The organism is Streptomyces sp. NPDC093252 (assembly GCF_040683675.1).
Lineage (GTDB): Bacteria > Actinomycetota > Actinomycetes > Streptomycetales > Streptomycetaceae > Streptomyces.
Genome location: NZ_JBFBEM010000001.1, coordinates 182,799 through 207,294 on the forward strand (window position 1 = coordinate 182,799; position 24,496 = coordinate 207,294).

Sequence of the window (24,496 nt, forward strand, 5' to 3'; positions counted from 1 at the left end):
TCCCCCGCCTCGCGCGCCTCGCGCCGCGCCGTTCCTCAGGTCGTTCCCCGGGCCGTTCCTCAGACTGGGCGCGGTGTCTCCGCGTCGAGCAGGACGTCCCGCAAGGCGGCGACCAGTTCCAGGCTCCGGGCGCGGACCGCCGCCGACGGCTCCTCCCGGCGCCGCTCGGTGACGACGGCGAGCGCGGCGGCGGCCTGCCGGGCGAACAGGGCGAGCAGATCGAGTTCGGACAGGCTGGAGCGGGACTGCGCGACGGGGTCGAGGACCTCCAGCACCCCGAGGACCCGGTCGCGGTGGGCGAGCGGGGCCGCCATCAGCGCGTCCGGCACATAGCCCGTGGACTCGGCGACATCCCGGGCGAACATGCCCTGCTCCCGCAGATCGTCCGCGACCATCGGCTCGCCGGAGACCAGCACCCAGCCCGCCAGCCCCCGCCCCGCCGGGAACCGGGACCCCACGAGGGACTCCTCGCCCTCGCCCGACACGGCCTGGAAGACCAGTTCACCGGCGTCCCGGTCGTGGAGCAGCACGGAACTCGCCGCGGCGCCGAAGATGGCGCGTGCCGTCTCCACGACGGACTGGAGCAGATCGTGCTCGGCGCTGCCGACCCGCGTCGCGGGGCCCGTGGCCGGGCCGGGGACGAGGCCGTGGGACTGGGTCATGATGCACCTCGGGTTCCTGTGGCGCCGATACGGACGTTCGCGGCGGAGAGATAGAGGGCGTGCTTGATCTGGAACGGGGTGAGCCGGGGGCGGCTGCCGAGCAGCCGGGCGCACAGGCCGCTGACGAAGGGGGTGGCGAAGCTGTTGCCCGTGGTCCTGATGGTCCTGCCGCCCGCCCAGGCCACCTGGACGTTCTGCCCGGGGGCGAAGAACTCCACGGGCGGCTCGGGGTTGTAGAGGAACAGGGCGGGGTCGTCCTCGCGGTGGGTGCCGACGGAGATGACCGACGAGAACCGCCAGGGGAAGCTCTCCACGGGCGTGTTGTGCGCCGACGCCACCAGGAGGGTCCCGGTGAAGAACGCCTGGTCGGCCAGGGCGCGCAGGGCGTCGAGGAACTGGGGGCGGGTGGTGGACAGGCTGAGGTTGACGACGTCGAAGCCCTGGTCGACGGCCCAGCGCAGCCCGGTGAGCAGGGCGTCGCCGGTTCCGGTGAAGCCCTCCCCCAGTACCCGCACGCTGTAGAGCGCGCAGCCCGGTGCGACGCGCCGGACGATCCCGGCGCAGGCGGTGCCGTGTCCGCATCCGTCGCCCGTGCCGTCGGCCTGGGGGCCGGTGTCGGTGACCCGCGGGGTGCCGTCGGGTCCGGACGTGACCTCGAAGGAGCCCTGGACGGCGCCCACCAGGGGGTGCCCCCGCTCGACCCCGGTGTCGACCACGCAGACCCGGACGCCGGTGCCGTCCGACCAGGTCCAGGGGTCGGCGGGCAGGTCGGGCACGGTGTCGGCGTCGAGGGCGAGGTCCTCGGGGGTGCGGTCGCGCAGGCTCCAGGTGAGTCCGGCCGTGGCGCGGTTCATCGGGCCCCGCCTTCCCGCCCGGCGGGGCGTCGCGTGGTGCGGTCGGGGGGCGGGGCCGTGCGGTCGACGGTTGCGGCGGGTTCGGAGGGTTCGGACCTTCCGGTGGGTTCGGAGGGTCCGGGTGTTCCGGTGGGTCCGGGTGTTCCGGCGGCTTCGGCGGGCCCCGACCCGGACCCGGTATCGGGCTCACCGGCCCGACCGCCGTCATCGGACCCCCCGGCCGCTCGGCTCGCGGACTGCGTCTCCTCCGCGAACCGGGCCGCGCGGTCCTGTCCCGGCCGGTGCCCCTTGGCGGTGAACAGCCGTTGCGCCTCCCGCGCGTGGCGGGCCGCCTCGCCGGGGTGGCCGAGCGCGCGCAGCACCTGGGCGAGGTCGAGGGCGGCGGTGCCTCGGACGAGGGGGGAGTCGCTGTCACCGGCCGCGGTGGTGGCCCGTTCGGCGTCGTCGCGGGCGGCGTCCGGACGTCCGGTCAGGGCGTGGGCCCTGGCCCGCAGCCCGTACGCGTCGGCCGACTCCGCCGGTCCGAGACCGGCGCCGTGCGGGTCGGGCAGGGCGAGGGCGTCGGCCGGGTCCCCGCCGTCCAGCAGCAGGCGCGCCCGTTCGCGGGCGATGCCGGGCAGTGCTCCGGTGACGCCGAGGGCGCGGCCCGCCCGTACGGCCTCGTCGAGCAGCGCGAGCGCGCGGTCGGGTGCCCCGGTGAGCGAAGCGACCTCGGCGGCGAACAGCGGGACGAACAGGGCGCTCTCCGCGTAGCCGAGACTGCGGGCGAGGCGTCCGGCCTCGTCCAGCCGCTCGTGGGCCTCGGCGTCCCGGCCGTGCAGGGCGAGCAGCACGGCCAGCGGGCAGCCGAGGGTGGCCCGGACGGTGGGGCGGCCGGCGCCGTGCGTGGTGAGGAGTTCCTCACAGCGGGCGAGGGCCTCGGCCACGGGGGTGGGTCCCCGCCACAGGGTGATGCCGGTGGCGCCGAGCGCGAGGGCCCGTTCGGGTTCGGCCCCGGCCCGGTCGGCGTGGTGCAGGGCGCGCCGCAGGAGGGTGCCGGCCTCGCCGTGCCGGCCGCGCCGCTGGCGGTCCTGGGCGATCCGAACGCAGGCGCGGGCGATGCCCTGGTCGTCGTCGGCCTGGGTGAACAGCGGGAGGGCGGTCTCGGCGACCTCGGCCGCGCGGCCGTGCCGGGGGTCGAGGGCGGTCAGGGCGAGCTGGGCGTGGGCGGCGCCGAGTGCGTCGCCCCGGCGGGCCGCGGTGTCGTGGGCGTCGGCGAGCAGTTCCCGGCCGCGCCGGGGTTCGCCGCGGGCGACCTTGGTCTCGCCGAGGCGGCGGGCGGCCTCGACGGCGGTGGGCTCGCCGGGTGCGGCGAGGGCGAGGGCCTGGGTGAGGAGGTCGTCGGCCCAGGGCAGGTCGGAGCGGGCCAGGGCGGCGGTTCCGGCGCGGGCCAGGAGGAGGGCGGCGCGGGCGCGCAGCGCGTCGGTGTCCTCGTCGCGCAGGCCGAGTTCGGTGAGCAGCCGGTGGGCGCGGGCGAGGTGGGTGCCGGCCGCGGCGTCGCCCGCGGCGTGCCGGGCGAGGACCTCGGCGGCCCGGCGGTGGCGGCGGGCGCGGACCTTCTTCGCCATGCCCTGATAGGCGATCTCCTGGACCAGGGCGCTGCCGAACCGGAACACGGTGCTCGCGGTGAGGGTACGGCCGCCGGCCTCGATGAGGCGCCGCCGGGCGAGGCCGCGCAACAGCCCGGCGGCGGCTGCCGTACCGTCCCCGGTCGGCGCGGAGGAGGTCTCCGGCGGCGGGCTCGCGGGGTCACGGGCGGCGGCCAGTTCGGCGAGGTCGGCGCGGTGGAACTCGCGTCCCAGGACCGCGGCCAGTTGCAGCAGGGTTCGCTCCCCGGACGGCAGGGCGTCGATCCGGGCCCCGAGCAGGGCGTGCACGGTGGGCGGCAGTTCGTCGCCCTCGGCGGCCATCGCGGTGAGGTGCTCCAGGAACAGCGGATTCCCCTCCGCCCGCGCGAGCACACCGTCCAGGACGTCCTGCCGGTGGGCGGTCACCTCGACCAGTTCACCGGCCAGCGCGGTCGCCTCCGCGCGGGAGAGGGGGGCCAGGGTCAGCGAGGCGGAGCGCATGCGTCCGCTGCCCCAGCCGGGCCGGGTCTCCAGCAGTTCGGGGCGGGCGGCGCACACCAGGGCGACGGGGGCACGGTCGAGTTCGTCCAGCAGCCGGGCCGTCAGGTCGAGGAGCGGTTCGGCCGCCCAGTGGCAGTCGTCCAGGACGAGGACGACGGGCCGTTCGCGGGACAGTCCGTCCAGGAGCGCGGCCAGGGCCATGACGGTGTCGTCGGCCGAGGGGCTGGGGGTGCCGTCGCGGAGCAGGCCCGCCCTCAGCAGGCGCAGCGCCTGCCGTGCCTCGGTGCGCTCGGGCTCGGGCAGCCCGTCGAGCCCGGCGTCCTCGCCGACGGCGGCCAGGAGGTGGCGTACGGCCTCGGCGAGCGCGGCGAGGGTGCCGCTCTCGCCGTAGGGGCGACAGCGGCCCTCGCCGTAGGCGGGGCAGTCGCGCAGCCATTCGCGCAGCAGGCGGGTCTTGCCGAGTCCGGCCTCGCCGTAGACCGTGACCAGGTGCGAGGCGGGGTCGGCGGCGAGTTTGCGCAGCAGGAGGCGGAGTTCGGCCAGTTCCGGGCCGCGGCCGATGAAGGGGGTGTCGAAGCGGCGGACCCGTTCCGGGTCGTCCTCGTGCAGGGCCAGCAGGCGGCGGGCGGGCAGGGGCGTGGCGACGCCCTTGAGCGCGAGGGCCCCGGCGGGTTCGGTGACGACGGAGGGTCCGGCGGCGTCGACCGTCGCCGGTCCGGCCAGGATCTCCCCGGCGCCCGCGTGCTGTTCCAGGCGGGCGGCGATGTTGACGACCTCGCCGGAGACCAGGGTCTGGCGGGCGGCCGGGTCGACGGAGGCGACGACCTCGCCGGTGTTGACCCCGATCCGGACGGCGAGCCGGACGCCGTGGCACTCTTCGAGATCGGCGTTGAGTCCGTGGAGGGCGGTGATCATGCCGTGGGCGGCGGCCAGGGCGCGGCGGGCGTCGTCCTCGTGGCGGGCGGGGATGCCGAAGACGGCCATCACGGCGTCGCCGATGAACTTCTCCACCGTGCCGCCGTGCTCCTCGATCCGGGCGCGCATCAGGGCGAAGTAGCGCAGGGTGACGGTGCGCAGGGTCTCCGGGTCGAGTCTGCCGGACAGGGCGGTGGAGCCGACCAGGTCGCAGAAGAGGACGGTGACGACGCGGCGCTCCTCGGCCGCGGCGGTGTCGGCGGCGGCCACGCAGGCGGTGCCGCAGCGGGGGCAGAAGGCCGAGCCGTCGGGGGGCGGGTCCGGGCACCGGGGGCACCTGACCGGTGCGGGGGCGGGCATCAGAACAGCGCTCCGCCCGCGATCTCGCTGTGTGCCTGCACCTCCGGTTCGGCGGCGTCCAGCCGCTCCTTCAGTCCGAGCAGCAGGGTCAGTTCCTCCTCGTCGAGGGCCTGGAGCACCTCCCGCTGCTCGGGCGAGAGGCTGTGCAGCGGGAACCCGGCGTCCTCCAGCGCGCGGAGGGGGTCGTGGGGGTGCGGGCGGTCGGTCATCGGGGCTCTCCTGACGGGCGGTGCGGTGCGGCGGGTGCCTCGGCGATGCGGTCGAAGAGTTCGGCGAGGGCGGCGACCGTGTAGAGGGCGCTGACGGAGACCGCCGAGCGCTGCGCCTCGTCCAGCGGCAGCCCGTCGAGCAGGCGGTCGAGGTCGTCGCTGTGCCCGCCGTCGAGCCCGGCGTGCAGCCGTACGGTGCCGAAGGCGGACCCCGGCAGTCCGGTCTCCCGCGCCAGCCGCCCGGCGAGCCCCGGCGCGGGGGCGTTGCCCTCCAGGACGGCGATGTAGCCGAGGAGGGCCACCGGGTGACCGTGCTCGATCCAGTAGTACTGGGCGCCCACCAGCGCGGCGACATGGGCCGGGGGGCCGGGGCCGGTCAGGTCGCCCGGCGCCATCCCGGTCACGGCGGCGTCGGTGAGGAGCCAGTCGTCGTGGCCGCGTTCCTCCTCGGCGTGGGCGCGCAGATAGCGGGCGAGGGGTGTCACGACGGGGTCCGGGGGGAGCGCCTCGCAGCGCTGGGCGGCCCGTTCCATGAGCGGTACGGAGGCCCGGATCACCTGGTGCATGGTGCGCAGATAGCGCCGGTAACGGTCGCCCAGTCCGGCGTCCGACCGCCACATGCCGGCCGCGGCGGTCCGCAGCACGGGCTGGACGAGGGCGAGTTCGAGGCGCAGGCCGGTGGCGGCCGAGGGCGTCACGCGTGCCCCTCCGCCCCGCCGTCGGAGGGCTCGCCGAGAAGCACCAGGGGCGCGTACCGCGCACTGCCGTAGCGCTTGACGAGTGCCTCGGGCCCGGCCTCGCGCTGGAGCCGGGCGGCGAGCGCGTCGACGGCCCCGGCGGCGGGGCGGGCGCCGCTGCGCCGGGCCGCTTCCAGGGCGGCGGGCCGCCGGGCGAGACCGCGGCAGGTGGCGCAGGAGCCGACTCCGGCGGTCCGCACGGTCCGCAGTACCGGCGACTCCTGGCAGCGGCTCCGTATCCGCGCCCAGTCGTCCTCGGCGATGTGTCCCAGCCGCAGATGCTCCGGCACCGGGCGGGCGTCCACCACGCGCTGGTTGCAGCAGGCCACCACCGTCCCGTCGAAGGCGACGACGGGCCAGGCGGCCATGGGGCAGGGGTGCGCCTCCGACGGTACGGGATGCGTCCCCGGCGGGGCGGGGTGCGCCTCCGGCGGGGCGGAGGGGCGTTGGTGCTGCGGTCCGGCGGGGTGTGCCTCCGGCGGTCGGGCGGGGTGGTCGTCCCAGGTGTCGGGGGAGCGTGCCTCCGGCGGTCGGGCGGGGCGCCCGTCCAGGGGTCCGGAGGGGCGCCCGTCCAGGGGTCCGGAGGGGCGGGCCTCACGTGGTCCGGCCGAGCGCCCGTCCAACGGTCCGGGGGAACGTTCGCCCAGCGGTCCGGCCGAGCGCCCATCCAGCAGTCTGGCGGAGCGCGCGGCGGCCCAGCCGGCCGCGCGGCCCACCGGGCGGACGTGGTTGACGAGCATGGCCGCCCGGTCTCGGAATTCGGTCCGAATGGCTCCGGTGACGTCCTCTGTATAGGGATCGTCGGGCGTCTCGCCCACGACGTGGAAACTCACGTCGATTCCGCTGTCCATGATGCGGTGCACGGCGCGGAACACGGCGGCGCGCGGCACCTCGCGTTCGTGGAAGGCGTCGATGCTCGCCGAGAAGTGGTCGACGTTGCGCAGCGCGCGCATGATCTGCCGGGGCACCTCTCCGCCCCGGGCGAAGAACATGCCGCTCAGTACCGCGACCCGGGTTCCGGCGGCTTGGGCGAGGGCGGCCAGGTCACCCACCAGGGCGGGCCGCAGCAGGGGTTCGCCGCCGGTGAGCATGAGGACCTCGGGGCGGTCGCGCGCGGTGAACCCGCCGACGAAGGCGCGCAGTTCCCCGGCCGGGCCGTCCTCGCCGCGCGGCCCCGAGGAGGTGGAGCAGTGGGCGCAGCTCAGGGGGCAGCGTCTGGTGAGGGTGACGAACAGTCCGGCGGCCGGTACCGGCCGCAGCCCGATGATCTCGGCGAGCCTCATCCGGTCACCTCCGCCACTCCCCTGGACCTGCGGTACCACCCTGCCGGGGGGTGGTTCGGGGACGGTTGGAGGTGGGTTGGGGAACGGTAGGTGCGCTGCGCCGGCGGGGGAGGGCTGGATCGGCGGGGCGGGGTTGTGCCGAGGGCGGGGGACGGGGCGGGGGCGCCGGAACTGCCGGGGTGGGGGCTCTGCCGGGGGGCCGGACCGGCGGGACAGGGAGGGGCGGAACTGCCCGGGTGGGGCTCTGGCGGAGGTGCAGGACCGACGGGGCGGGGGCTTGCCGCGGGCGGCGAATCGGCGGGGCAGGGCCTTGCCCGGGGCACCGGACGGGCCGGGACGGGGACCTACCCGGGTACGCCGGTTCGGCCGCGACGAAGACCCGCCCTGGGGCACCGGACCAGCCGCGACGAAGACCTGCCCTGGGGCACCGTACGGGCCGGAGCGGGCCGCAAGGCACCAGCACACGGCGAAGGGCCCCTACCGGTGGCGCCGGACGGCCCGGACAGAGACCTGCCCTGGGCCACCGGACCGGCCGGGACAGAGACCTGCCGTGCGACGCCGGACCAACCGGGACAGACCGCAAGGCTCCGCCGCAAGCCCCGGGGCAGCCCGCACGGCCCACCGGAATCTCTGGGGCAGCCCGCACGGCCCCACCGGAAACCCTGCGGGAACCCGCACGGCCCCACCGGAAACCCTGCGGCAGCCCGCACGGCCCCACCACCGGCCGTGGGACGGCCCCCGCAGCTCCACCGAAAGGCCGCCTGTCACCCCATCCCCCTGCCCGCCCGGCAGGGCATTCGCCACCGGCATACCGATAACTCCCCTTCACCCACCTCCACGGCATTTCTCCCGGCGGGTGCGTTGCTGCATGCATCTTGATCCACCCACGCGGCCATGGCCCCGCCCCTCGCGGCTGGGCATGCTGAGCGAACTCAAAGGAATTCCGCGCGGAATCCCCTCTGCATTTCAAGAAAGCTCGCAGATTCTCCCCAACCCCCCCTCACGGAGGCTCTCGTGCACAGAATTCCCGCCCTTTCCCCGAACTCCGACGACACGGGCTGGGGAAAGGGCTGATGAAACAATGTCCGACACCCTCACCGAGAGATCCGCGCAAGCATTCCCACCGGATCCGAACAGCATGGAGAAAAACCGCCCCACCGCGCCGCTGCGTCTCTCCCTCCTCGGCCCGCTGCTGGCCCACCGCGACGGTCTGCCGCTGGCCCTCGGCCCGCTGAAGCAGCGGCTCGTCCTCGCCGCGCTGCTCACCCGCCCCAACGCACCGGTCTCCTTCGCCGAACTGACCGACGCCGTCTGGCCCGACGCCCCGCCGAGGACCGCCCGCAAGAACCTCCAGGTCTACGTCTCGGCCCTGCGACGCGTGCTCGACCCCGGCGATCCCGGCAGGCTGGACCACGGCCCCGGCGGCTACGTCCTGCACATCACCGCGGCCGAGTGCGACACCCTGCGCTTCGAGGAGCTGGCCCGCGCCGGCGACACCGAGGCACACGGCGGCGCCCCGAGCCGCGCCGCCCGGCTGTACCGGCAGGCGCTCGACCTGTGGCGGCACGACCCGCTCAGCGACCTCGCCGCCCGGGCCGGGATGCTGCGCGCCGCAGCCGACCGGCTGCACACCCGGCGGCTGACGGTGTACGAGGCATGGGCGGAGGCCCAGTTGGAGTCCGGCGAGCCGGCCCCGGTGGCGGACACCGTCGGCGAGATGGTGAGCCGGCATCCGCTGCGCGAACGGCTGCGCGCCGCCCAGCTCACCGCGCTGCACCGGGTGGGCCGCAGGTCGGAGGCGCTGGCCGTGTACGACGACTGCCGCCAGCAGCTCTCCCGCGAGCTGGGCATGGAACCCGGCGCCGCCCTCCAGCGCCTGTACCGCTCCCTGCTCGAAGAGGTGGCACCCGCCCGGCCACCCCGCACCCCCGCGGCGACGCGTCTGCTCCCGCCGGACCTGGCCGACTTCACCGGCCGCGAGCGGGAACAGGAAGCCCTCGGATCCCGGCTCGCCCAGGAGGGCGGCCCCCCGGTGCTCCTCAGCGGCCCGGCCGGGACCGGCAAGACCGCGCTCGCGATCCATCTCGCCCACCGGTACGCCGCGCGCCACCCCGACGGGGTGGTCCTCACCCGGCTGCGCACCGAGGACGGCTCCCCCCGCCCCTGGTCGTCGGTGCTGGCGGAACTGGCCCGCTCCCTGGGCTGCGGCGAGCGGCTGCCCACCGACCGGGAGGAGGCCGCCGCCGTCTGGCGCTCCTGGCTCTCCGGGCGCCGGGTCCTGCTGCTCCTGGACGACGCGAGCGACGCGGGAACCCTGGGCCCGCTGCTGCCGCCCGCGGGCCCCGCCGCCGTCCTGGTGACCTCCCGCAGCCGACTGTCCTGGCTGGATCCGGCTCACCGCACCGAACTCCCGCCGCTGTCACCCGACGAGGCCCTGCGTCTGCTGGGCCGCATCATCGGGCCGGACCGGGTCGCGGTGGACCGCCCCGCGGCCCTGCGGATCGCCGCCGCGACCGGACTGCTGCCGTTCGCGCTGCGCGCGGCCGGGAACCGGCTGTCCGTGCTGCGCCACATGCCGCTCGGCCCGTACGCGGACCGGCTCGAAGACCCCGGTCAGGCCCTGGACGAACTCGCGTCCGGCGGCCACGGGGTACGCGCCCGTCTGCGCGACGCCTGGATCCGGCTCCCCTCCCCCGCCCGCACCGCCCTGCGCGGCCTGTCGACCCTGCCGGACCCGTCGTTCGCCCTGCCCGAAGCCGCCCGCGCCCTGGGCGTGGGCCACCGCGACGCCCGGCGGGCCGTGGAGCATCTCATCGACACCGGCGTCCTGGCCCCGCCGCCCCCGCCCGAGGTGACGGCCCACAGCGCGACCGACGAGGAGACCACACGCTACGCACTCCCCTGGCTGACCCTGCTGTTCGCCCGGGAGCAGCAGGCCGGGCAGGCGGCGGAGCGGCCGTGCTGAGGCGTGCGACCACGGCGGTCCCCCCGCCTCCCCGGGCCCCGGCCCACGCGTCCCCCCACCGTCCCGGAGGCGAGCACGAGCACCGGCCGCACCCGGACCGCCGTCCGCCACGGCCAGAGCCCCACCCGCCGGACACCACCCCGCAACCGGGCCTCCCCGCCCACACCCCGACGGCCCGTGACTCAGCTCCCGCCGGAGACGGGCGCGGCCGGTGCCGGTCCGGAGGACTGCACCCGGGCCAGGTACCCGGCCTGGAAGCGGCTGGCCGCGCCCAGTTGCTCCATGATCTCCGCGATGTGCTTGCGGCACGTCCGCAGCGACATGCCCAGCCGCCGGGCCACCATCTCGTCCTTCATCCCCTCCGCGAGCAGCCGCACGATGGCCTGCTTGACCTCCTCACGGGCCGAACTCTCCGTCCAGGCCGGCTGATAGGGCTCGGCGAGCGACCAGGCGTGGTCGAACGCCGCGCACAGATACGCCACCGTGGACGGCTCGTGGATGACGATGGCCGCGTCGGGGTCGCCCTGGTGCGGGATGAACACGGTCTCCGCGTCGAAGGCGATCATCCGGCCGAACAGTTCGCTCAATGTCCGGATCTCGGCGCCCTCACCGGTCATCCGCCGGGCGTACTCCTGCGTGGGCAGGTGGTAGCGGGCGGTGTGCTGGTACAGGGTGCGCATCCGCACCCCCCGGCGCAGCATGTCCCGGTCACGGATGTACGCCTGCTCCAGCAGACTCGGGGACCGGCCCCCGCCCGGGTGACACGTGCGCACATCGTGGCGGCAGTGAACGGTCGCGTCGGTGATCATCCCGACGACGGTGTCCAGATCCGTCACCTCGGTGAGCGGCGGACGTCCCTGCCGACGGCGCTGCGCCTCGGTGTAGAACGGCGTCAGGAGCGCGAGTTCGCCGCGCAGTTGCTCGATCTCGGCGAGCCGGCGGCGCAGCCCGGCCTCGGTCGGCGCGACCAGGGCGGCGATGGCGGCTTCCGGCGCCACGGCCACGATGAGATCGGGGTCCTCCGGCAGCGGCCGGACCAGCAGCAGTTCGGTCAACCGGGCCAGCGCCGCCGCCGTCCGCTGCTCGGGGAGGTCCAGGGTGGCGCCCAGGGTCCGCGCGTCGCAGGGGCCCCGGTCGCTCACCCAGCGGAACAGCCGTACGGCTTCCTCCGACAGCCGGGTGACCGGCACGGTCCGCCCCGCCGTCTCCTGCACCCCCGGCAGTTGGCCGCCCTCACCCGTGCCGCCCACCCGGCTCCCCCCATCACCTGGATGACCCCGCCCGCACCCGGACGCTCGTGCATTGTGCAGTCATGTGCCGGAGATGCCCAGCCCGCCTCGGACGGGAGATCGATTTTCGGCTTGGGCGGGGCACGGGGCCGGGGTCAGGGGCCGCTGCGCGCACGGGCGGGGGCTCGCTGCCGCCGGGAGGCTCACCGCCAGGCACCGCATGCGCCCTCGCCCCGGGCGCCGCCCCGGTGCTCCGGCCTCCGCCCCACTGCACGGCAAGCCTCCCCTCCCGCTCGTCGACAGCAACCGTCCTCAGCCGCAGCCGGCCGTCCGGCCCGGCCCGGCCCACCCACACGGGGAATCACCATGAAAAGGGTCATGGATCCGCTCGCCCGGCTGGTGGCGATCGGCAGGTCCCTGGTCACCGGCTCCCGCCGCACCGACGTCCACGCGCGCCGGGCACGCGAGGCCCTCAACCGCCCGCCGGCCCCGATCCGCCCACCGCTCGACACCGACGACTCCCCACCGCCACCGGCACCACGGTGGTGAGACAAGGCCGTCCGTGCGGCTCGGGACCCCCTGCTCCTCCGCAACGAGGTCAACCCCGGCCACCACATGAGGTGCACCCCCGGAACCGACCCCGACCACCGCCGCCGTACACACCGCCGACCCCCCGAAAACGGCTGGCCGGGGACGGACGCCAGACGGCAGGATGCCCCGCATGCCCTTGCCCACCCCTGAACTCCACACCGCCCGCCTGCGGCTGCGCCCCTTCACCGACGCCGACGCCGCGCCCCTCTACGCCCTGCACAGCAGCGCCCACGTCCTTCGCTACTGGGACTCCCCGCCCTGGACCGACCCGGCCCGCGCCCAGCGCTTCCTCTCCACCTGCCGGACGATCGAGGCGGAGGGCACGGGAGCCCGGGTGGCCGTCGACCGCGCCGCCGACGGAGCGTTCCTCGGCTGGTGCGGCCTGACGAACTGGAACCCTGACTTCCGCAGCGCGTCCCTGGGATATGTCCTCGACGCCGCCGCATGGGGGCAGGGCTACGCCACGGAGACCGCGCACGCCGTCCTGCGGTGGGCGTTCGACACCCTGGACCTCAACCGCGTCCAGGCCGAGGCCGACACCCGCAACACGGCGTCCGCCCGGGTCCTGGAGAAGCTCGGCTTCGTCCACGAAGGGACCCTCCGCGAGGACTGCGTCGTCAACGGCGAGGTCTCCGACTCCTGGGTCTTCGGCCTCCTGCGCCGCGAGTGGCACCCGACGACCCCGCCGAAGGCCGACCGCCGGGACCGGGATCTGCCCGCCGACGACTCGTAGCGCCCGCCGGTCTACGGGGAGGGTGGCACCGGCGGAGGGACGGCCGACCCGGGTGGGACCGGGGTGAGGTCCATCAGCTCGCCCGCGACCGCCTCCAGTAGCGCGGTGTCATGGCGGGGACCGCTCCCCGGTGGCACAAGGCCCAGGTACTCGGTGAGATAGGTGTCGAAGACGACGCAGGGGACGCCGAGTTCGGACAGCGCCTCCAGGTCGTCCCGGACCTGACCGAGTGTGCCGTAGCCCGCGATCCGCCGGGGACCGGTCACGGGCCGGTCGGTGAGGTGCAGGGCGATGCGCGGGGTGACTGCCGGGGTGGGGCGGCCGATGTGCCGGGCCGCGGCGGCGAGACGGGGCAGCCGCTCCCGCACTTCGGGGGCGCCGAACCCGAACGGATGCCAGGCGTCACCGAAGCGGGCCGTGCGGCGCAGGGCGGCGTCGCCGAGTCCGCCGACCCACACCGGGGGGCGCCGGAGCGGTGACGGTCCGGTGGTGATGTCGGTGTAGCGGGCGTGCGGGCCGGTGGCGGCGACGGTGTCCTGGGCCCAGTGGGCCAGGATGGCGGCGAGGTACTCGTCGGTGATCTCACCTCGGCGGCCGAAGGCGATGCCGAGTGCGTCGAACTCCTGCCGGGACCATCCCACTCCGGCACCGAACACCAGGCGCCCGCCGCTGAGCCGGTCGAGGTTGGCGGCGACACGGGCGGTGTGGAGGGGGTGCCGGTAAGGGATGACGGTGACGGTGGTACCGAGCCCGATGGTGCGGGTCTGACCCGCGAGCCAGGCGAGTGTGGTGAACGGGTCGTAGAAGGGGGCGGGGAACTTCGCGGCCACCTCGGGCGGCAGGGTGACATGGTCGGAGATCATGGCCAGGTGGAAGCCGAGTTCCTCGGCTCCGGCGACCCAGGCGAGCAGGGAATCGGGAGTGGTTCCGGGTCCGTAGTTCAGCACATTGACTCCGGCCTTCATGTGCGCCTTCCTCGTGTTCAGACCTGCGGTGCGGACCACGCAGACCACCGAGTATCACGGTCGCACCATGCACTCCCAGTACACCGTGCGCACGGAGCGTCTCCCGCCCACGACACGGGGGCACGCACCCGCCACCTCCCCATACTCCCCGTCCCGGGCAGGACCGGAAACGCCGATCGGGGGGCGGCTGTCCGCGGGACCATGACCGCCCACGCGACAGCGGCGTCGTCCCCGTCTCCGGTCCTGGCGCGCACATGGGTTCGGACCGGGCTCCCGCGTCCCCAGGAGGACACACGGACGTCATGGCGTCGTTGCCGCTCGGCCCGGCCGACGGGCCACCTGCTCGCGCAGGCCGGGGAGCAACGCGTACGGCCTCCCGCCCGGATAGGCTGTCACCGTCACCTCCCGGTGGCTGGAGACGACCGGTACGTCGAGCACCGTGCCCTTCGGGTGCCCGACGCGTGACCACCGAGAAGCCCACGCCTTCGGGACCGTGCACATCACCCTCGGAGAGCGTCATCGCCGGACGTCCCTGGCCGCAGGGCTCGTCCTCACCGTGTGGCGCGCCTGGTTCCTGATCACATGGATCGGTATGCCGAACTCCTATCCCGACCCGTTGTGCCCGGGTAATGTCCCGCCCTGGTGGCCGAGCTTCCTCCCGGCATGACTTCGGCCGAACCGCACACGACCACGGCAGCGGCAAGCTGACGTCGTCCGGCGTTTCCGGACTCGGCCCGCGCAGTCAGGGGATAACGGCTCACCGCCCAGGCGCCGACGAGTGGCGGCGGCCAGGTCCGGAAGTCGGTACTCAACCCATTCCGCAACCCATTCTGTACCTCACCCATGAATTCACGGATACCCACTTCTGAGATGTGACCCACCCCCTTCTGCGATAGCATGGCAATGTCCTGTCCTTCGGGACGAGCAGATTTTCCCCTGCCACCCGATAGTGAAAGGTGACGCCATGAAGGTGATTCCGTACCGCACACTCACGCCCTCCCGTCCGGCCCGCGAGGCATTCTAGGCGGACGCCGTCCGGAGCGGATCAGGGGCGCGGTCAGGTAGCGACTGCGCCCCTCCAGCGCTGAGGAGAGAGGGAGCGATGCAGCGCGTTGATGTGCCGTCGACTTTTATCGGCTGGCTGTATCGCCCCTATTTCGACTTCGGTGACTGGGAGGGGGACGGGAACGCCGCCGTCGAGGGGTTGGCGCTGGCCGTCCGGTCGTTGGTCGAGGAAAGCGACGACTATCCCCGGCTGCACGGATTCTCTCCGTCGTCGGTGCGGCGTGAGATCGTGCGGCACGCGATGCTCCCTGAGTATCTGCTCGACGACCCCGCCGAACTCGCTCCGGATCTGCGCACACCCGCCTGGCGATTCCTCTGCGAGCAGTTGGCCCGCTACTCCGCTCTCGGCGGCCGGGCCCGTATGCGGGTGCTGTGGGCGCTGCACCGGGCGGGGCTCCACGCATCCGTCCTGCGCCATGAGCGCGGCCCCACCGCACCGACCGGCCCCCGACTGGACGACGACACCGCCGCGCTCGCCTTCATGCGAGGTCAGGCGCTGTACGCGCAAGCCATGGACGGCGCCCCCGCGGACGCTGCGGCAGTGGAGTTGCGAGCGGTCCGGGAGCGGGCCAGACCGGGCTCCTGGGCTCATGTGGAGACGACCTACCTACTCGCCAGCATCTGCGTGAAAATGCTGGACGACGTACCCGGTTTCCTGCGTTGCCTTGAGCAGCACGCTCAATCCATCGAGGCGTCCGAATCAATCGGCCACGAGCAGAACAAACTCCTCAGTCGCTATCACCGGATCGCGGCGCTGGCACCGCAGTTGGCAGGCGATCACGGGGCGATGTCCCGGGAGATGAACCAGGCCGAATACTTCTGTGCCCTCATGCAGCGGGACACGCCTCTGACCCGCGCGGAATGGGCTCCCCTGCGATACGCCCTGCTGGAGAGCCGAATCAAGGAAATGTTCGTTCTGGGAGACTTCGAACGCGCTGAGCAATACGCGGTCAGCCTCACCGAACACATGCCGTCCGAGCCGCGCGCCCTGCTCACCCTCGGGCAGGCATATGTGGAGCGGGACAAGATCCCGGAGGCGGTGAACGCCTACCGAAGAGCGACACTCATCGGCCCTCAGGTTACCCATATGGCGCAATTCATGATGGGTCAGTGCCTGGAACATCTCGGCGATATGGAAGCGGCCCGCTCCGCCTACGTCCGGGCCGCCGCGTCCGACCCCCTCGGAACCTCCACCCTCCAATTGCTGGACCGCGACGGGATCGCCGGGACGGAGGGCCCGCTGCGCCGCTGGGTCGACGCGCGCAGTGCGTCTCTCCGCGAGGAACAGGGCACGGTCGGCGAGTTGCACGGATACCAGAAATACGACGGCAAGATGGGCGCAGCCGCACGCCGCCCATGACTTCCCTACCGTCGGCGCATTGCTGACCATGCTCTGGCATCGTGTGTTCGGACGCATCTCCTCACGCCGTCCCGGTCCCGGTGAAGGCCCTCCCCATCCGGACCCCTCCCGGCCGCACATCCTCCTGTCCCCTTCCCGATCGATCCCTCGACACCACCAGCGAGAGAACGGGTTCGCATGACGGAAGAAGTACGCACCTCCGCGGCGGCTGCGGAACCTTCGCCGTACGAGCTGTACATCGGCCTCGACACCTTCCGGGAGACATGGGCGGGATGCGATTCCCGGCCCGGTGCTGTCGTCTGGGCGGCGGCGCTGCAAGCGGCCGAGCTATGTCTGCGGCTGGCGGACGACGCACTCCACGATCGGCGGCCCGCCGCCTTCGCGCCCCGCCGCCTGGAACGGTACGTGGATCTCCTCGCCGAGGGCCTCGCTCTCACCCTGGACCTGTCCCGCACCGCTCCTCCCCCGCCCCCGCGCACCCTCCGGCACCACCCGGGTGGGGCCCCCGTGTCCCCGGGAATGAAGATCCTGCGCGCTCTGCCCGCGCGGCATCTCGCCCGTCTGACGGCCCTCTTCCACGACCCCTGCCCGCCCTTCGCCCTGGGAGTCGAGGAAGCCCTCGCCGCGGCCTGCCGGGCCCCGGGCGTCACCGGGCCGCGCATCACCCCCGGCACCCCCCGCCTCGACCACCGGCGCGTGGTGCGACCCGACCGGGTCTACGCGCTGCGCACCAGCGACGGCCCCGAGGACCACCTGTTCTCCACCGCGCACCAGATCACCGAATGCTGGCTGCGGGTCGCGCACCACTATCTGGACCTCGCCGTGCCCGCCGCCACCGCCGGCCGGTGGGAGAGCGCCGCCGACAGTCTCGACGACGCCTGCCGGGCCGCCCGCCTCGCGTCCCGGGCCGGTCAGCTCCTGGATCTGATGAACCTCGCCGACTACCACCCTCTGCGCGTGAAGCTCCGCGACGGCAGCGGCGCGCAGTCCGCCTCGGCGCACCGGTTCACGTCCGCACCCCGGCGCGCGGCCCGCCCCCTGCTGGACTCACTCACCGGCGACCGGATCCTCCTCCAGGACCTGCTGGACCGGCCCGAACGCTCCCTGGAGCGCTACCGGTATCTGTGCGCGGTCAAGCAACTGTCCAAGACGGTCCAGGGCTTCCTCTTCTCCCACTACCTCCTGGTCCTCGACGTCCTGGGCACCCACACCCGCGGCTCCCTCGGCCACGAGGTGAGCAGGCTCGCCGAGCACGCCGTCCGCCCGGCGGTCGCGGAGATCGACCAGGCCCACCACGACCTCGCCATGGTCACCAACCTCCGTTACGCGCACACCGCGGGATCGACCGTCCTCGCCCATGAGACCAACGCCGGCTGGAACCCGTACACTCCCCGCCCCGTCGGGCGGCCGTGCCCGCCCGCGGTGATGGGTGAGCAGGTCGCACGGTACTTCCGGTACATCGCCGAACGCGACACCGAAGCCTGGGTCGGGCTGTTCCATCCCCGGACCGGGCAGATCCGTGACAACCCCGGGACACGGCCCTTCCGGGGGCGCGCCCGGCTCCGCGTCTTCCTGGACGCCACCTTCGCCGCCTTCAGCGAGATGAAGCCCCGGTACCGGAACCTGCGCCTGGAACACGACACCGCCCGCGTCGACTGGCATATCGACGCGGTCTCCTATCTCGGCGCCCCCCTCGCCTACCAGGGCAGCGAGACCTTCCGGTTCGCCCCCGACGGAACCATCCTGAGCGCCGACGCCCACTGGCACCCCCACACCATCTCCGAACACCTCCGCCCGAGCTGAGTGGGAGGGCGGGGCGGGGTCGAGGAGTGGTCGTCGATCCGTCGTGGATGTGCCGGTTGCCCATGCAGTGCCGTATCGGTGCCCGAGTGGATGGGGCAGTTCCTTGCGGTGGCCCACCCGTGCCCGAGTGGATGTGGCTGCCCTATGCGGTGGCGTATCCATGCCCGGCGCGGGGTCGTCGGGCCGCCCTGTGTCTCAGGGGCTTCCGTTGTTCCTGTGCGCCGTGCGGTAGGCCCTCGGTGTGGTGCCCGTGAGGTGGTGGAAGTGGCGGCGGAAGGCCGCTGGGGAGCCGAAGCCGGCGGTGGCCGCGATCCGTTCGATCGGGTCGTCGCCGTCCTCCAGCAGCCGACGGGCCCGTTCCAGCCGGACCCGCAGCAGGTACTGGTGCGGGGTGAGCCCGGTCCGCTCACGGAAGCGGCGGCGGACCGCGCCCGCGCTGATTCCGGCGTGGGCGGCGATCTCGGCGAGAGTGGGGGTGCGGTCGAGGTCCGCCGACTCCAGCAGGCGCAGGGCGGGTTCCAGCCCGGCGCTCCCGGCCAGTTCCCGTTCGATCGCGTCCCGGGTGGCCCCGGCCCGCTCGTACATGGGGGAAATGAGCCTGCGGGCGGTCCGCGCGGCCACTGCCGGGCCGTGGTCGCGGGCGACGAGATGGAGCAGGAGGTCCACTCCCCCGAAGACACCGGCCGCTGTGGGGTACGGCCCGTCCCCGGCCAGGGTCCCGGACGGATCGACCGTCACGCGGGGGTGGCGCCGGTCCAGTTCGGCGAGGTGGGCCCATTCGGTGGTGGCGCGGTGCCCGTCGAGGAGTCCGGTGGCGGCCAGGGTGAAGGTGCCGGTCCCTACGGCCGCGATGCGTGCGCCCCGGGAGGCCGCCGCCCGCAGGGCGCCGACGATCTCCGGCGGGGGTTCCGCGAGGAAACCGTCGTGACCGGTCAGGAGCACGGTCCCGGCCTCGGCCAGGGCGTCGGTCCCCCAGGGCACGGTCACGGCGACGGGGAGCGGCCCGGCTGTGGTGATCCGTCCCGACGGGCCGCAGATCCGCAGGTCGTAGCGGGCGGCGGGATGGCTCTGGGAGGCGGCCTCCAGCACCATCGCGGGGGTGGTGAGCTGGTGTCCGGGAACACCGTCCCGGACGAGCAGGGCGATCAGCGGCACGGGCTCGCTCCGGGGCGGACGGCGGGCGCGGGGTGCCCCCGGGGACAGCGTGGGCGTGGGGGTGGGGGCGAGGGGGCGAGGGCGGGGGTGTCTGGCCCGGACCGTGGACGAGACACCGGTCCGCGCCGGGGCTCGGACTTCCCGCGCACCGCCCGGAGCCGACGGGCTCGGGCTCGGGCTCGGATGCGTGCGGGGGGGCGGGCACGGGTCCAACCTATCCACGTCCGTGTCCAGAACCCTGGCCAGGGCCCGGCGCGGGTTGTGCGCCGAGCCCGTCGGCTCCGGGCGGTACGGTCAGCGGTGCTCGGCGATCGTCCCGCTGATCCAGCCCTTGTACGCGGGCACTGAGGTGTAGACACCGGGGCCGTCGCCGCACTTCTTGCCGGTCGCGTAGTTGCCGTCGCCGGAGGTGGTCCCGACGAGCTGCCAGCGTCCCCCGACCCGCTGGATCTGGGGGCCGCCCGAGTCCCCGGAGCACGCCATCGCCCCGGGGGCGGGTGAACCGGTGCACAGTTCGGCGCCGGGCTTGAAGGGCGAGCAGGCGGTGTCGGCGAGCCGGTGGGTGTCGAGCTGCTGGAGCCGCTCAGGGAACTCCCAGGAGGGGCCGTCGTCCGTCTTGCCGAACCCGAGGATCCGGGTCCGGTCACCGACCCGGGGAGCCCGGTCGGCTATCCCGACGGGCTTGTGGAAGGCCGGGCGGTCCAACTTGAGCAGCGCCAGATCGTGATGCCCGCGCGGCGCTCCGGCGTCGGGGGCGTAGCCCGGGTGGAGGACCTTCTTCACGATGGTGCGCACGCTCCCCCCGGAGCTGCGGTCCTCGCTGCCGATCCGGACGGTCCCGTCCGGCTGGGCGGGGTTGCCCGACCAGCCCGCGCAGTGCGCGGCGGTGAGCACCCACTGCGGGTGGATCAGCGTTCCGCCGCAGACTCCGTCGAAGGACTGATCCGACGATGTCACGGTCATCGGAATCGAGACCATGAACCCGTAGGGGCGTGTGGAGTCCTCCCCGTTGACGATGGCCCCGGCTCCGCCGGCCGTTCCGGCGACGGCGAGCGCCGTCGCGGCACCGGTCACCGCGGCGCGTACGGCGGCTCTCCGGAGCGGGCGGACCGCCCTGTGGTCGCTGTGCCGGGAGGCCTGGTGGGCGTGCGTCATGACGGAGTTCCCCTTTGTGCAGATGGTTGTGCAAGTGGTTGGGCAAGTCGCTGTGCAAGTCGTTGTGCCGGTGGTCGGGCCGTACTGCACGGGACCGGGGTTCGCTCGCCTCCCGGCCGGTGCGCTCCCATCCTGTGGGCCCCGAACGGCCGGAAACAGCGGCCATATGCCCGCTCTTGGTTAAATTCTGGCCATGGCTGCGGCGATTCTTCTCGTACTCGACGGTGCTCCCGGGCACCAGATCACCACTCCCGCGCTGCTGCTGGGCGCCGCCTCGGCCGCCTGCCGCCGGGACTGCTGCACCCTGCGGATCTGCGCCGCACCCGGTTTCCGGGGCACGGGCGGCGGCCCGGGGACCTTCGGACTCGCCGGGCCAGCCGACTCCGGCGGGCGCGCCACCTCGGGCGCAGGCGACGCCCTGTGCGCCCCCGACGACGGGGACGCCCTCGGCCCGCTGGGTTCCCTCGGCAGGGCGGACGCCCTTGTCGTGGCCGGGTACCGGGACTTCCTCCGGCAGCCGCCACCCGCCGCGGTGTGCGAGGCGCTGCGGGCGGCCACCGCGCGCGGCTGCCGGATGGGCGCGGTCGGGACCGGTACTTTCGCGCTCGCGGCGGCCGGTCTGCTCGGCGGCCGACGGGCGACCACGGACTGGCGGCACACCGCCGAACTGGCCGCCCGCTACCCGGAGGTCGAGGTGACCGACGGGACGGAGGTCGTCACGGACGGCCCCTTCGTCACCTCCTCAGGGGTGCTCGGCGGCAAGGATCTGTGGCTGCGCCTGATCGAGGAGCGGCACGGCCCGGTGGTGGGGCGGGAAGCGGACCGCCACCTGTTCCTGCGACTCCCCGGTTCGGGCGGCGTGATCCGGGCAGGCGCCACGGCACCGGACGGGGACCGAGGGCTCGCCCCGGTGCTGCGCCGTCTGGAGGAGGAACTCCACCGCCCACTCACCCTCACCGACCTCGCCGGATTCGCGCAGGTCAGCGTCCGTACACTCAATCGCCGGTTCCGGGCCGAGACCGGGCTCAGCCCGCTCCAGTACCTGCTGCGGGCCCGGGTGGAACGGGCCCAGACGCTCCTGGAGCGCGGGGACACGCCGGTGGCGCAGATCGCGTCCCTGACCGGACTCGGCACCCCCGCCAACCTGCGCCACCAGTTCCTCCGCCTCAACGGCACCACCCCGGGCGCCTATCGGGCGGCGTTCCGCTCGATGGTGGCGATGTTCACCGGGTCGGGGAAACCACAGACGACGACCCGGCGCACGGGCGGCACGGACGGCGGAGGTACGGCGACGGGCGAAGGTACGGGTACGGGTACGGGTGGGTACGGGCGGTGAGACGGCTACTGGCGGGGGCGCGGGAAGTCGCCGCGGGCAGCGGGGCGGCCGTCGCCGGGCATGAGAGGCCGTCCATGACGTGCGGCATCCGTCCGGAGAGGGGACGGTGTCGCCCCGGAACTCGTCCGGTCGACCATGTTCGGAGCCAGATGACGACCGCTGCGGCGGCTGCCGCCGGTATCGGTCAGGCGGGCTGGCAGGAGAAATCGCCGGCGTTGGGGTTCGGTACGGAACCGCAGGCGTGGCTCACGCCCGCCGAGCCCATGGTGACCAGGACGGTGAGGGCGAGAGCGGTCAGGGCCCTGCGCGGTGTGGTCATCGTGAGTCCTCCTGCCGATTGACGTGCGGGACGGCTCCGGGGCCGTCCCGACAGCCCATGTAGAGCCGGAATCCGGGCCGCTGAAGGCGCAGTACGGTCGCTGCGGCGAGGCGCGACCAAAGCATGTCCGGGCGATCTCTGCACAGCCACGGCCCGACATCGGCTGACTCGCCGCGAGATCGGCTGGGGCATCTCGGTCGACTCCACTGTCATGTGGGCTCATCACCATGCCGCCGACTCCCCCACCGATCCGGAGCCGCTCCCGGGTTAAAGGGGCCGGGACGGGGCGGGACGGGACGGAGCGGGGCGGGGCTGCGCCGACTCAAGCACGCACGAGCCGGCGCCACCGGATACGACTGTGCGGATGTGCGGGTGCCGCCTCCGTAGGTCGATCCGGCCTCCCTGGGCTGATCCGGGCCTCCGTAGGTTGATCCGGCCTCCATGTCATGGCCGGTTGACTCGGCTCGGGGTTTCGCGAGGTCAGGGGGAAGTGAACGTTGCCGGAAGCGGGCAGTCGGGTACGGCACAGATGTCGCAGCCCAGGTCGGCGGGCAGGTACGGCGCGGCAGGGGTGGCAAGGCGAGGGGCGGGGGCCGAGTCGCCGGGATCGGCCCGGTAGGGGCCCGGGTAGTGGAGCAGCAGGAGGGCCGAGTCGTCGTGCGCGTGGTCGGCGGCGCTGTGGCGTCGTGCATCGGTGCGCAGGCGGGCGAGGGCGGTGGCGGGCGGGCCGGTGCGCAGGAGGGCGGAGCGGGTGGTCAGCGGGTAGAGGCGGCCGGTGCGGTCGCGGGTCTCGGTGAGGCCGTCGGTGTGGAACAGGACGCGGTCGCCGGGCGACAGCCGGCCGTCGTGGCGTCCGGGCCGTCCGTCGGTGAGCGCGGCCAGCCCCAGCGGTACCCCGGGGCGAACGGGCGCGGCCTCGGTCGCGGGTGCCCGTTCGGGGACGATGAGCGGAGCGGGGTGTCCGTGGCTGAGGACGGTCAGGCGGCCGTCCCAGGTGAGTTCGGCGAGCACGGCGGTGACGAGGCGTTCGTCGTCGCGGCGGGCCAGGGCGCAGGACAGTCGCAGGGCGACTTCCTCCAGGCGGGCGCTGACCGGGGCGCTCTCCCGGAACGCGCCGACAACGGCCGCAGCCGGCCCGACCGCTCCCAGCCCTTTGCCCTCGACGTCCCCGATCAGCACCCGCAGCCCGGCCCGTATCCGGACCACCTCGTAGAAGTCGCCGCCGATCCGCGCCGCCTCGGCCGCCGACTCGTAGGAGGCCGCGATCCCCACCGGCCCCGCGCGTTCGGGCAGGGGCGGCACGATCGTCTCCTGGGCGGCACGGGCCACCTCGCGCACCGCGGCGAGTCGGAGCCGCTGACGGCGCCGCGCGCGGGCCGCGTACACCATCCCTGCGGCGAGGGCGGCGACAGCGGCCGGGGTCGTGCGACCGCCTGGACGTGCTGCGGGAGGTGTGGTGCGGGGTGAGGTCATGGGGACCGAGCCTGCGTCGGCATGGTTGCCGCTTCCGGCACCGGACGGTTGTCCAACGGTTGCGGCCCACCAGCGGGCAGGGCTGGGGAAACCCGGCCCCGGCCGTAGGGCCCGGCCTCGGACGGGACCTTCGCCCCGGTAAGCGGCATACGCCCCGCACGGCCCTGCCCTGCCCTGCCCTGCCCGCCGAACGTGCGGCCGGCACGGGATCGCCCCCGGCGGTCACCCCGATGCCCTCCCGTCCCGGTGGGAGTGGCTGGGGCCGGATCACCGGCCGCTCCCGCCCAGTCGGCTCCACTCGGCTCGCCAACCCCTCCGACGAACTGGCCGTCACATCGTGACGGTGCCGCGCCGCCGTCCGAGGTATCTCCATCCGAAAGGCTGAAGTGGGTGACTCGATCGTTTCCGCGCGTTGCCGCGGGCAAGTCTCAGCTTGCCCGCAGGGCGGGCGCGTCATGGCGCGCCCGCCCCGAAGAGCCGAAGAATCGAAGAACCGAGGTGTTGTTGTCATGCGTACCCATCACAAGGCGCTGACCGTCCTGGCCGTCCTGGCCGCCGCCGTGGGTGTCATCACCGGTCCGGCGGCCCTGGCTTCGCCGGACGCCGAACCGGTGGCCGATCCGCCGGGCACCCAGATCACTGCCGAGACCTTCGCCGGCAAGTGCCTCGACGTACGCACCGGGGACAGCGGTGCCCCGCTCGTACAGGCCGACTGCGACGCCAACTCCCGCACCCAGCGGTTCTGGTTGAACACCGTGTCCGGTGGCGTGGAGATCCGCACCTCCGCGAACCTGTGTCTCGATCTGGAGGCCGCGAGGCCCGGCAACGGGACGCGGATCATCCAGTACCCGTGCGGAACGCTCCCCCGGTTCACCCAGACCTTCCTCACCTTCCCGGCCGGTGACGGGCTGTCCACGATCCACACCGTCGACCTCGGGTGCTTCGACGTGGAGAACGGCGACGAAGCGGCCGGGGCGGGCATCATCCAGTACAACTGCACCGGAGGCTCCAACGAGAGCTTCCGGTTCCGGGAGGTCTAGCACCGACCGCCGTACTCCGAGCCGCAGGGAAGGCCCCGTTCCCATTCCTCCGCGGCTCGTGGGCACGGGATCCGGTCCGGTGATCCCCGTCATGAGCGCCCTCGGCGGATGGGATGCGGTGCCCGGCCCTCTCGGGCCGGGGAGGTGCGCCGACCGCGGGCACCGGTGGTGTGCCGGTG

Annotated in this window: 19 protein-coding genes; 7 read left to right on the plus strand and 12 right to left on the minus strand. The window is 74.1% G+C overall.

The features are described 5' to 3' along the window. Positions 1–59 precede the first annotated feature (59 nt). The 6 genes from AB0O01_RS00750 to AB0O01_RS00775 are packed head-to-tail and all read right to left on the minus strand — an operon-like array spanning position 60 to position 7,128. A complete protein-coding gene (locus tag AB0O01_RS00750; protein WP_365309498.1) occupies positions 60–662 on the minus strand; it encodes a GAF domain-containing protein in 603 nt (200 codons plus the stop codon). Continuing rightward, positions 659–1,516 (minus strand): S8 family serine peptidase, encoded by an 858-nt coding sequence (locus tag AB0O01_RS00755; protein ID WP_365309500.1) that lies wholly within the window; start codon positions 1,514–1,516, stop codon positions 659–661. Before AB0O01_RS00755 ends, AB0O01_RS00750 begins: the two co-directional genes overlap by 4 nt. Further along, positions 1,513–4,899 (minus strand): adenylate/guanylate cyclase domain-containing protein, encoded by a 3,387-nt coding sequence (locus AB0O01_RS00760; protein WP_365309502.1) that lies wholly within the window; start codon positions 4,897–4,899, stop codon positions 1,513–1,515. The genes AB0O01_RS00755 and AB0O01_RS00760 overlap by 4 nt, the downstream gene beginning before the upstream one ends. After that, positions 4,899–5,108: an aroma-sacti cluster domain-containing protein gene (locus tag AB0O01_RS00765; RefSeq protein ID WP_365309504.1), complete on the minus strand. Its 210-nt coding sequence runs from the start codon at positions 5,106–5,108 to the stop codon at positions 4,899–4,901. Before AB0O01_RS00765 ends, AB0O01_RS00760 begins: the two co-directional genes overlap by 1 nt. Next, positions 5,105–5,806, minus strand: a complete 702-nt coding sequence (locus tag AB0O01_RS00770; protein ID WP_365309506.1) for an iron-containing redox enzyme family protein — start codon at positions 5,804–5,806, stop codon at positions 5,105–5,107. The genes AB0O01_RS00765 and AB0O01_RS00770 overlap by 4 nt, the downstream gene beginning before the upstream one ends. Beyond that, complete coding sequence (locus AB0O01_RS00775; protein ID WP_365309508.1) at positions 5,803–7,128, minus strand: radical SAM protein; 1,326 nt, start codon at positions 7,126–7,128, stop codon at positions 5,803–5,805. The genes AB0O01_RS00770 and AB0O01_RS00775 overlap by 4 nt, the downstream gene beginning before the upstream one ends. A 1,138-nt stretch (positions 7,129–8,266) precedes the next feature. On the opposite strand from AB0O01_RS00775, the gene AB0O01_RS00780 reads away from it, so the two are divergent. After that, positions 8,267–10,093: a BTAD domain-containing putative transcriptional regulator gene (locus tag AB0O01_RS00780; protein WP_365309510.1), complete on the plus strand. Its 1,827-nt coding sequence runs from the start codon at positions 8,267–8,269 to the stop codon at positions 10,091–10,093. 182 nt (positions 10,094–10,275) lie between these two features. Here the strand turns inward: AB0O01_RS00780 and AB0O01_RS00785 are convergent, their stop codons facing one another. Further along, positions 10,276–11,343, minus strand: a complete 1,068-nt coding sequence (locus AB0O01_RS00785; protein ID WP_365309512.1) for a LuxR C-terminal-related transcriptional regulator — start codon at positions 11,341–11,343, stop codon at positions 10,276–10,278. Between the two features lie 345 nt (positions 11,344–11,688). On the opposite strand from AB0O01_RS00785, the gene AB0O01_RS00790 reads away from it, so the two are divergent. Then, positions 11,689–11,871 (plus strand): hypothetical protein, encoded by a 183-nt coding sequence (locus AB0O01_RS00790; protein WP_365309514.1) that lies wholly within the window; start codon positions 11,689–11,691, stop codon positions 11,869–11,871. A 172-nt stretch (positions 11,872–12,043) separates the two neighbouring features. Beyond that, positions 12,044–12,646, plus strand: a complete 603-nt coding sequence (locus AB0O01_RS00795; protein WP_365309516.1) for a GNAT family protein — start codon at positions 12,044–12,046, stop codon at positions 12,644–12,646. An 11-nt stretch (positions 12,647–12,657) separates the two neighbouring features. On the opposite strand, the gene AB0O01_RS00800 is transcribed toward AB0O01_RS00795, so the two are convergent. Next, the gene (locus AB0O01_RS00800; RefSeq protein WP_365309518.1) at positions 12,658–13,611 is read right to left on the minus strand and encodes a TIGR03619 family F420-dependent LLM class oxidoreductase; all 954 of its coding nucleotides are present in this window, start codon (positions 13,609–13,611) and stop codon (positions 12,658–12,660) included. Positions 13,612–14,713: 1,102 nt separating this feature from the next. Between AB0O01_RS00800 and AB0O01_RS00805 the strand changes: the two genes are divergently transcribed. Together AB0O01_RS00805 and AB0O01_RS00810 are read left to right on the plus strand one after the other, a co-directional pair. Then, on the plus strand, positions 14,714–16,036 hold the full coding sequence (locus tag AB0O01_RS00805) for a tetratricopeptide repeat protein (RefSeq protein ID WP_365309520.1): 1,323 nt from the start codon (positions 14,714–14,716) through the stop codon (positions 16,034–16,036). Positions 16,037–16,213: 177 nt separating this feature from the next. After that, on the plus strand, positions 16,214–17,839 hold the full coding sequence (locus tag AB0O01_RS00810; RefSeq protein ID WP_365309522.1) for a nuclear transport factor 2 family protein: 1,626 nt from the start codon (positions 16,214–16,216) through the stop codon (positions 17,837–17,839). A gap of 195 nt (positions 17,840–18,034) precedes the next feature. Here AB0O01_RS00810 and AB0O01_RS00815 read toward each other — a convergent pair whose 3' ends face one another. Both AB0O01_RS00815 and AB0O01_RS00820 read right to left on the minus strand, forming a co-directional pair. Then, on the minus strand, positions 18,035–18,994 hold the full coding sequence (locus tag AB0O01_RS00815) for a helix-turn-helix domain-containing protein (RefSeq protein WP_365309524.1): 960 nt from the start codon (positions 18,992–18,994) through the stop codon (positions 18,035–18,037). 294 nt (positions 18,995–19,288) lie between these two features. Next, positions 19,289–20,149 (minus strand): serine protease, encoded by an 861-nt coding sequence (locus AB0O01_RS00820; protein WP_365309526.1) that lies wholly within the window; start codon positions 20,147–20,149, stop codon positions 19,289–19,291. A gap of 193 nt (positions 20,150–20,342) precedes the next feature. Here AB0O01_RS00820 and AB0O01_RS00825 point away from each other — a divergent pair, with 193 nt between their 5' ends. Beyond that, positions 20,343–21,485: a helix-turn-helix domain-containing protein gene (locus tag AB0O01_RS00825; RefSeq protein ID WP_365309528.1), complete on the plus strand. Its 1,143-nt coding sequence runs from the start codon at positions 20,343–20,345 to the stop codon at positions 21,483–21,485. A 184-nt stretch (positions 21,486–21,669) separates the two neighbouring features. Here AB0O01_RS00825 and AB0O01_RS00830 read toward each other — a convergent pair whose 3' ends face one another. Together AB0O01_RS00830 and AB0O01_RS00835 are read right to left on the minus strand one after the other, a co-directional pair. Next, positions 21,670–21,804, minus strand: a complete 135-nt coding sequence (locus AB0O01_RS00830; protein ID WP_365309530.1) for a hypothetical protein — start codon at positions 21,802–21,804, stop codon at positions 21,670–21,672. 480 nt (positions 21,805–22,284) lie between these two features. After that, a complete protein-coding gene (locus AB0O01_RS00835; RefSeq protein ID WP_365309532.1) occupies positions 22,285–23,277 on the minus strand; it encodes a PP2C family protein-serine/threonine phosphatase in 993 nt (330 codons plus the stop codon). A gap of 509 nt (positions 23,278–23,786) precedes the next feature. Between AB0O01_RS00835 and AB0O01_RS00840 the strand changes: the two genes are divergently transcribed. Further along, a complete protein-coding gene (locus AB0O01_RS00840; RefSeq protein WP_365309534.1) occupies positions 23,787–24,317 on the plus strand; it encodes a ricin-type beta-trefoil lectin domain protein in 531 nt (176 codons plus the stop codon). Positions 24,318–24,496 lie beyond the last annotated feature (179 nt).

What these genes read in the sequence shown, in the direction of transcription:
- AB0O01_RS00750 (WP_365309498.1), bottom strand. Translation starts at nt 662, where the DNA reads ATGACCCAGTCCCACGGCCTCGTCCCCGGCCCGGCCACGGGCCCCGCG.
- AB0O01_RS00755 (WP_365309500.1), bottom strand. Translation starts at nt 1,516, where the DNA reads ATGAACCGCGCCACGGCCGGACTCACCTGGAGCCTGCGCGACCGCACC.
- AB0O01_RS00760 (WP_365309502.1), bottom strand. Translation starts at nt 4,899, where the DNA reads ATGCCCGCCCCCGCACCGGTCAGGTGCCCCCGGTGCCCGGACCCGCCC.
- AB0O01_RS00765 (WP_365309504.1), bottom strand. Translation starts at nt 5,108, where the DNA reads ATGACCGACCGCCCGCACCCCCACGACCCCCTCCGCGCGCTGGAGGAC.
- AB0O01_RS00775 (WP_365309508.1), bottom strand. Translation starts at nt 7,128, where the DNA reads ATGAGGCTCGCCGAGATCATCGGGCTGCGGCCGGTACCGGCCGCCGGA.
- AB0O01_RS00780 (WP_365309510.1), top strand. Translation starts at nt 8,267, where the DNA reads ATGGAGAAAAACCGCCCCACCGCGCCGCTGCGTCTCTCCCTCCTCGGC.
- AB0O01_RS00790 (WP_365309514.1), top strand. Translation starts at nt 11,689, where the DNA reads ATGAAAAGGGTCATGGATCCGCTCGCCCGGCTGGTGGCGATCGGCAGG.
- AB0O01_RS00795 (WP_365309516.1), top strand. Translation starts at nt 12,044, where the DNA reads ATGCCCTTGCCCACCCCTGAACTCCACACCGCCCGCCTGCGGCTGCGC.
- AB0O01_RS00800 (WP_365309518.1), bottom strand. Translation starts at nt 13,611, where the DNA reads ATGAAGGCCGGAGTCAATGTGCTGAACTACGGACCCGGAACCACTCCC.
- AB0O01_RS00805 (WP_365309520.1), top strand. Translation starts at nt 14,714, where the DNA reads ATGCAGCGCGTTGATGTGCCGTCGACTTTTATCGGCTGGCTGTATCGC.
- AB0O01_RS00810 (WP_365309522.1), top strand. Translation starts at nt 16,214, where the DNA reads ATGACGGAAGAAGTACGCACCTCCGCGGCGGCTGCGGAACCTTCGCCG.
- AB0O01_RS00820 (WP_365309526.1), bottom strand. Translation starts at nt 20,149, where the DNA reads ATGACGCACGCCCACCAGGCCTCCCGGCACAGCGACCACAGGGCGGTC.
- AB0O01_RS00825 (WP_365309528.1), top strand. Translation starts at nt 20,343, where the DNA reads ATGGCTGCGGCGATTCTTCTCGTACTCGACGGTGCTCCCGGGCACCAG.
- AB0O01_RS00830 (WP_365309530.1), bottom strand. Translation starts at nt 21,804, where the DNA reads ATGACCACACCGCGCAGGGCCCTGACCGCTCTCGCCCTCACCGTCCTG.
- AB0O01_RS00835 (WP_365309532.1), bottom strand. Translation starts at nt 23,277, where the DNA reads ATGACCTCACCCCGCACCACACCTCCCGCAGCACGTCCAGGCGGTCGC.
- AB0O01_RS00840 (WP_365309534.1), top strand. Translation starts at nt 23,787, where the DNA reads ATGCGTACCCATCACAAGGCGCTGACCGTCCTGGCCGTCCTGGCCGCC.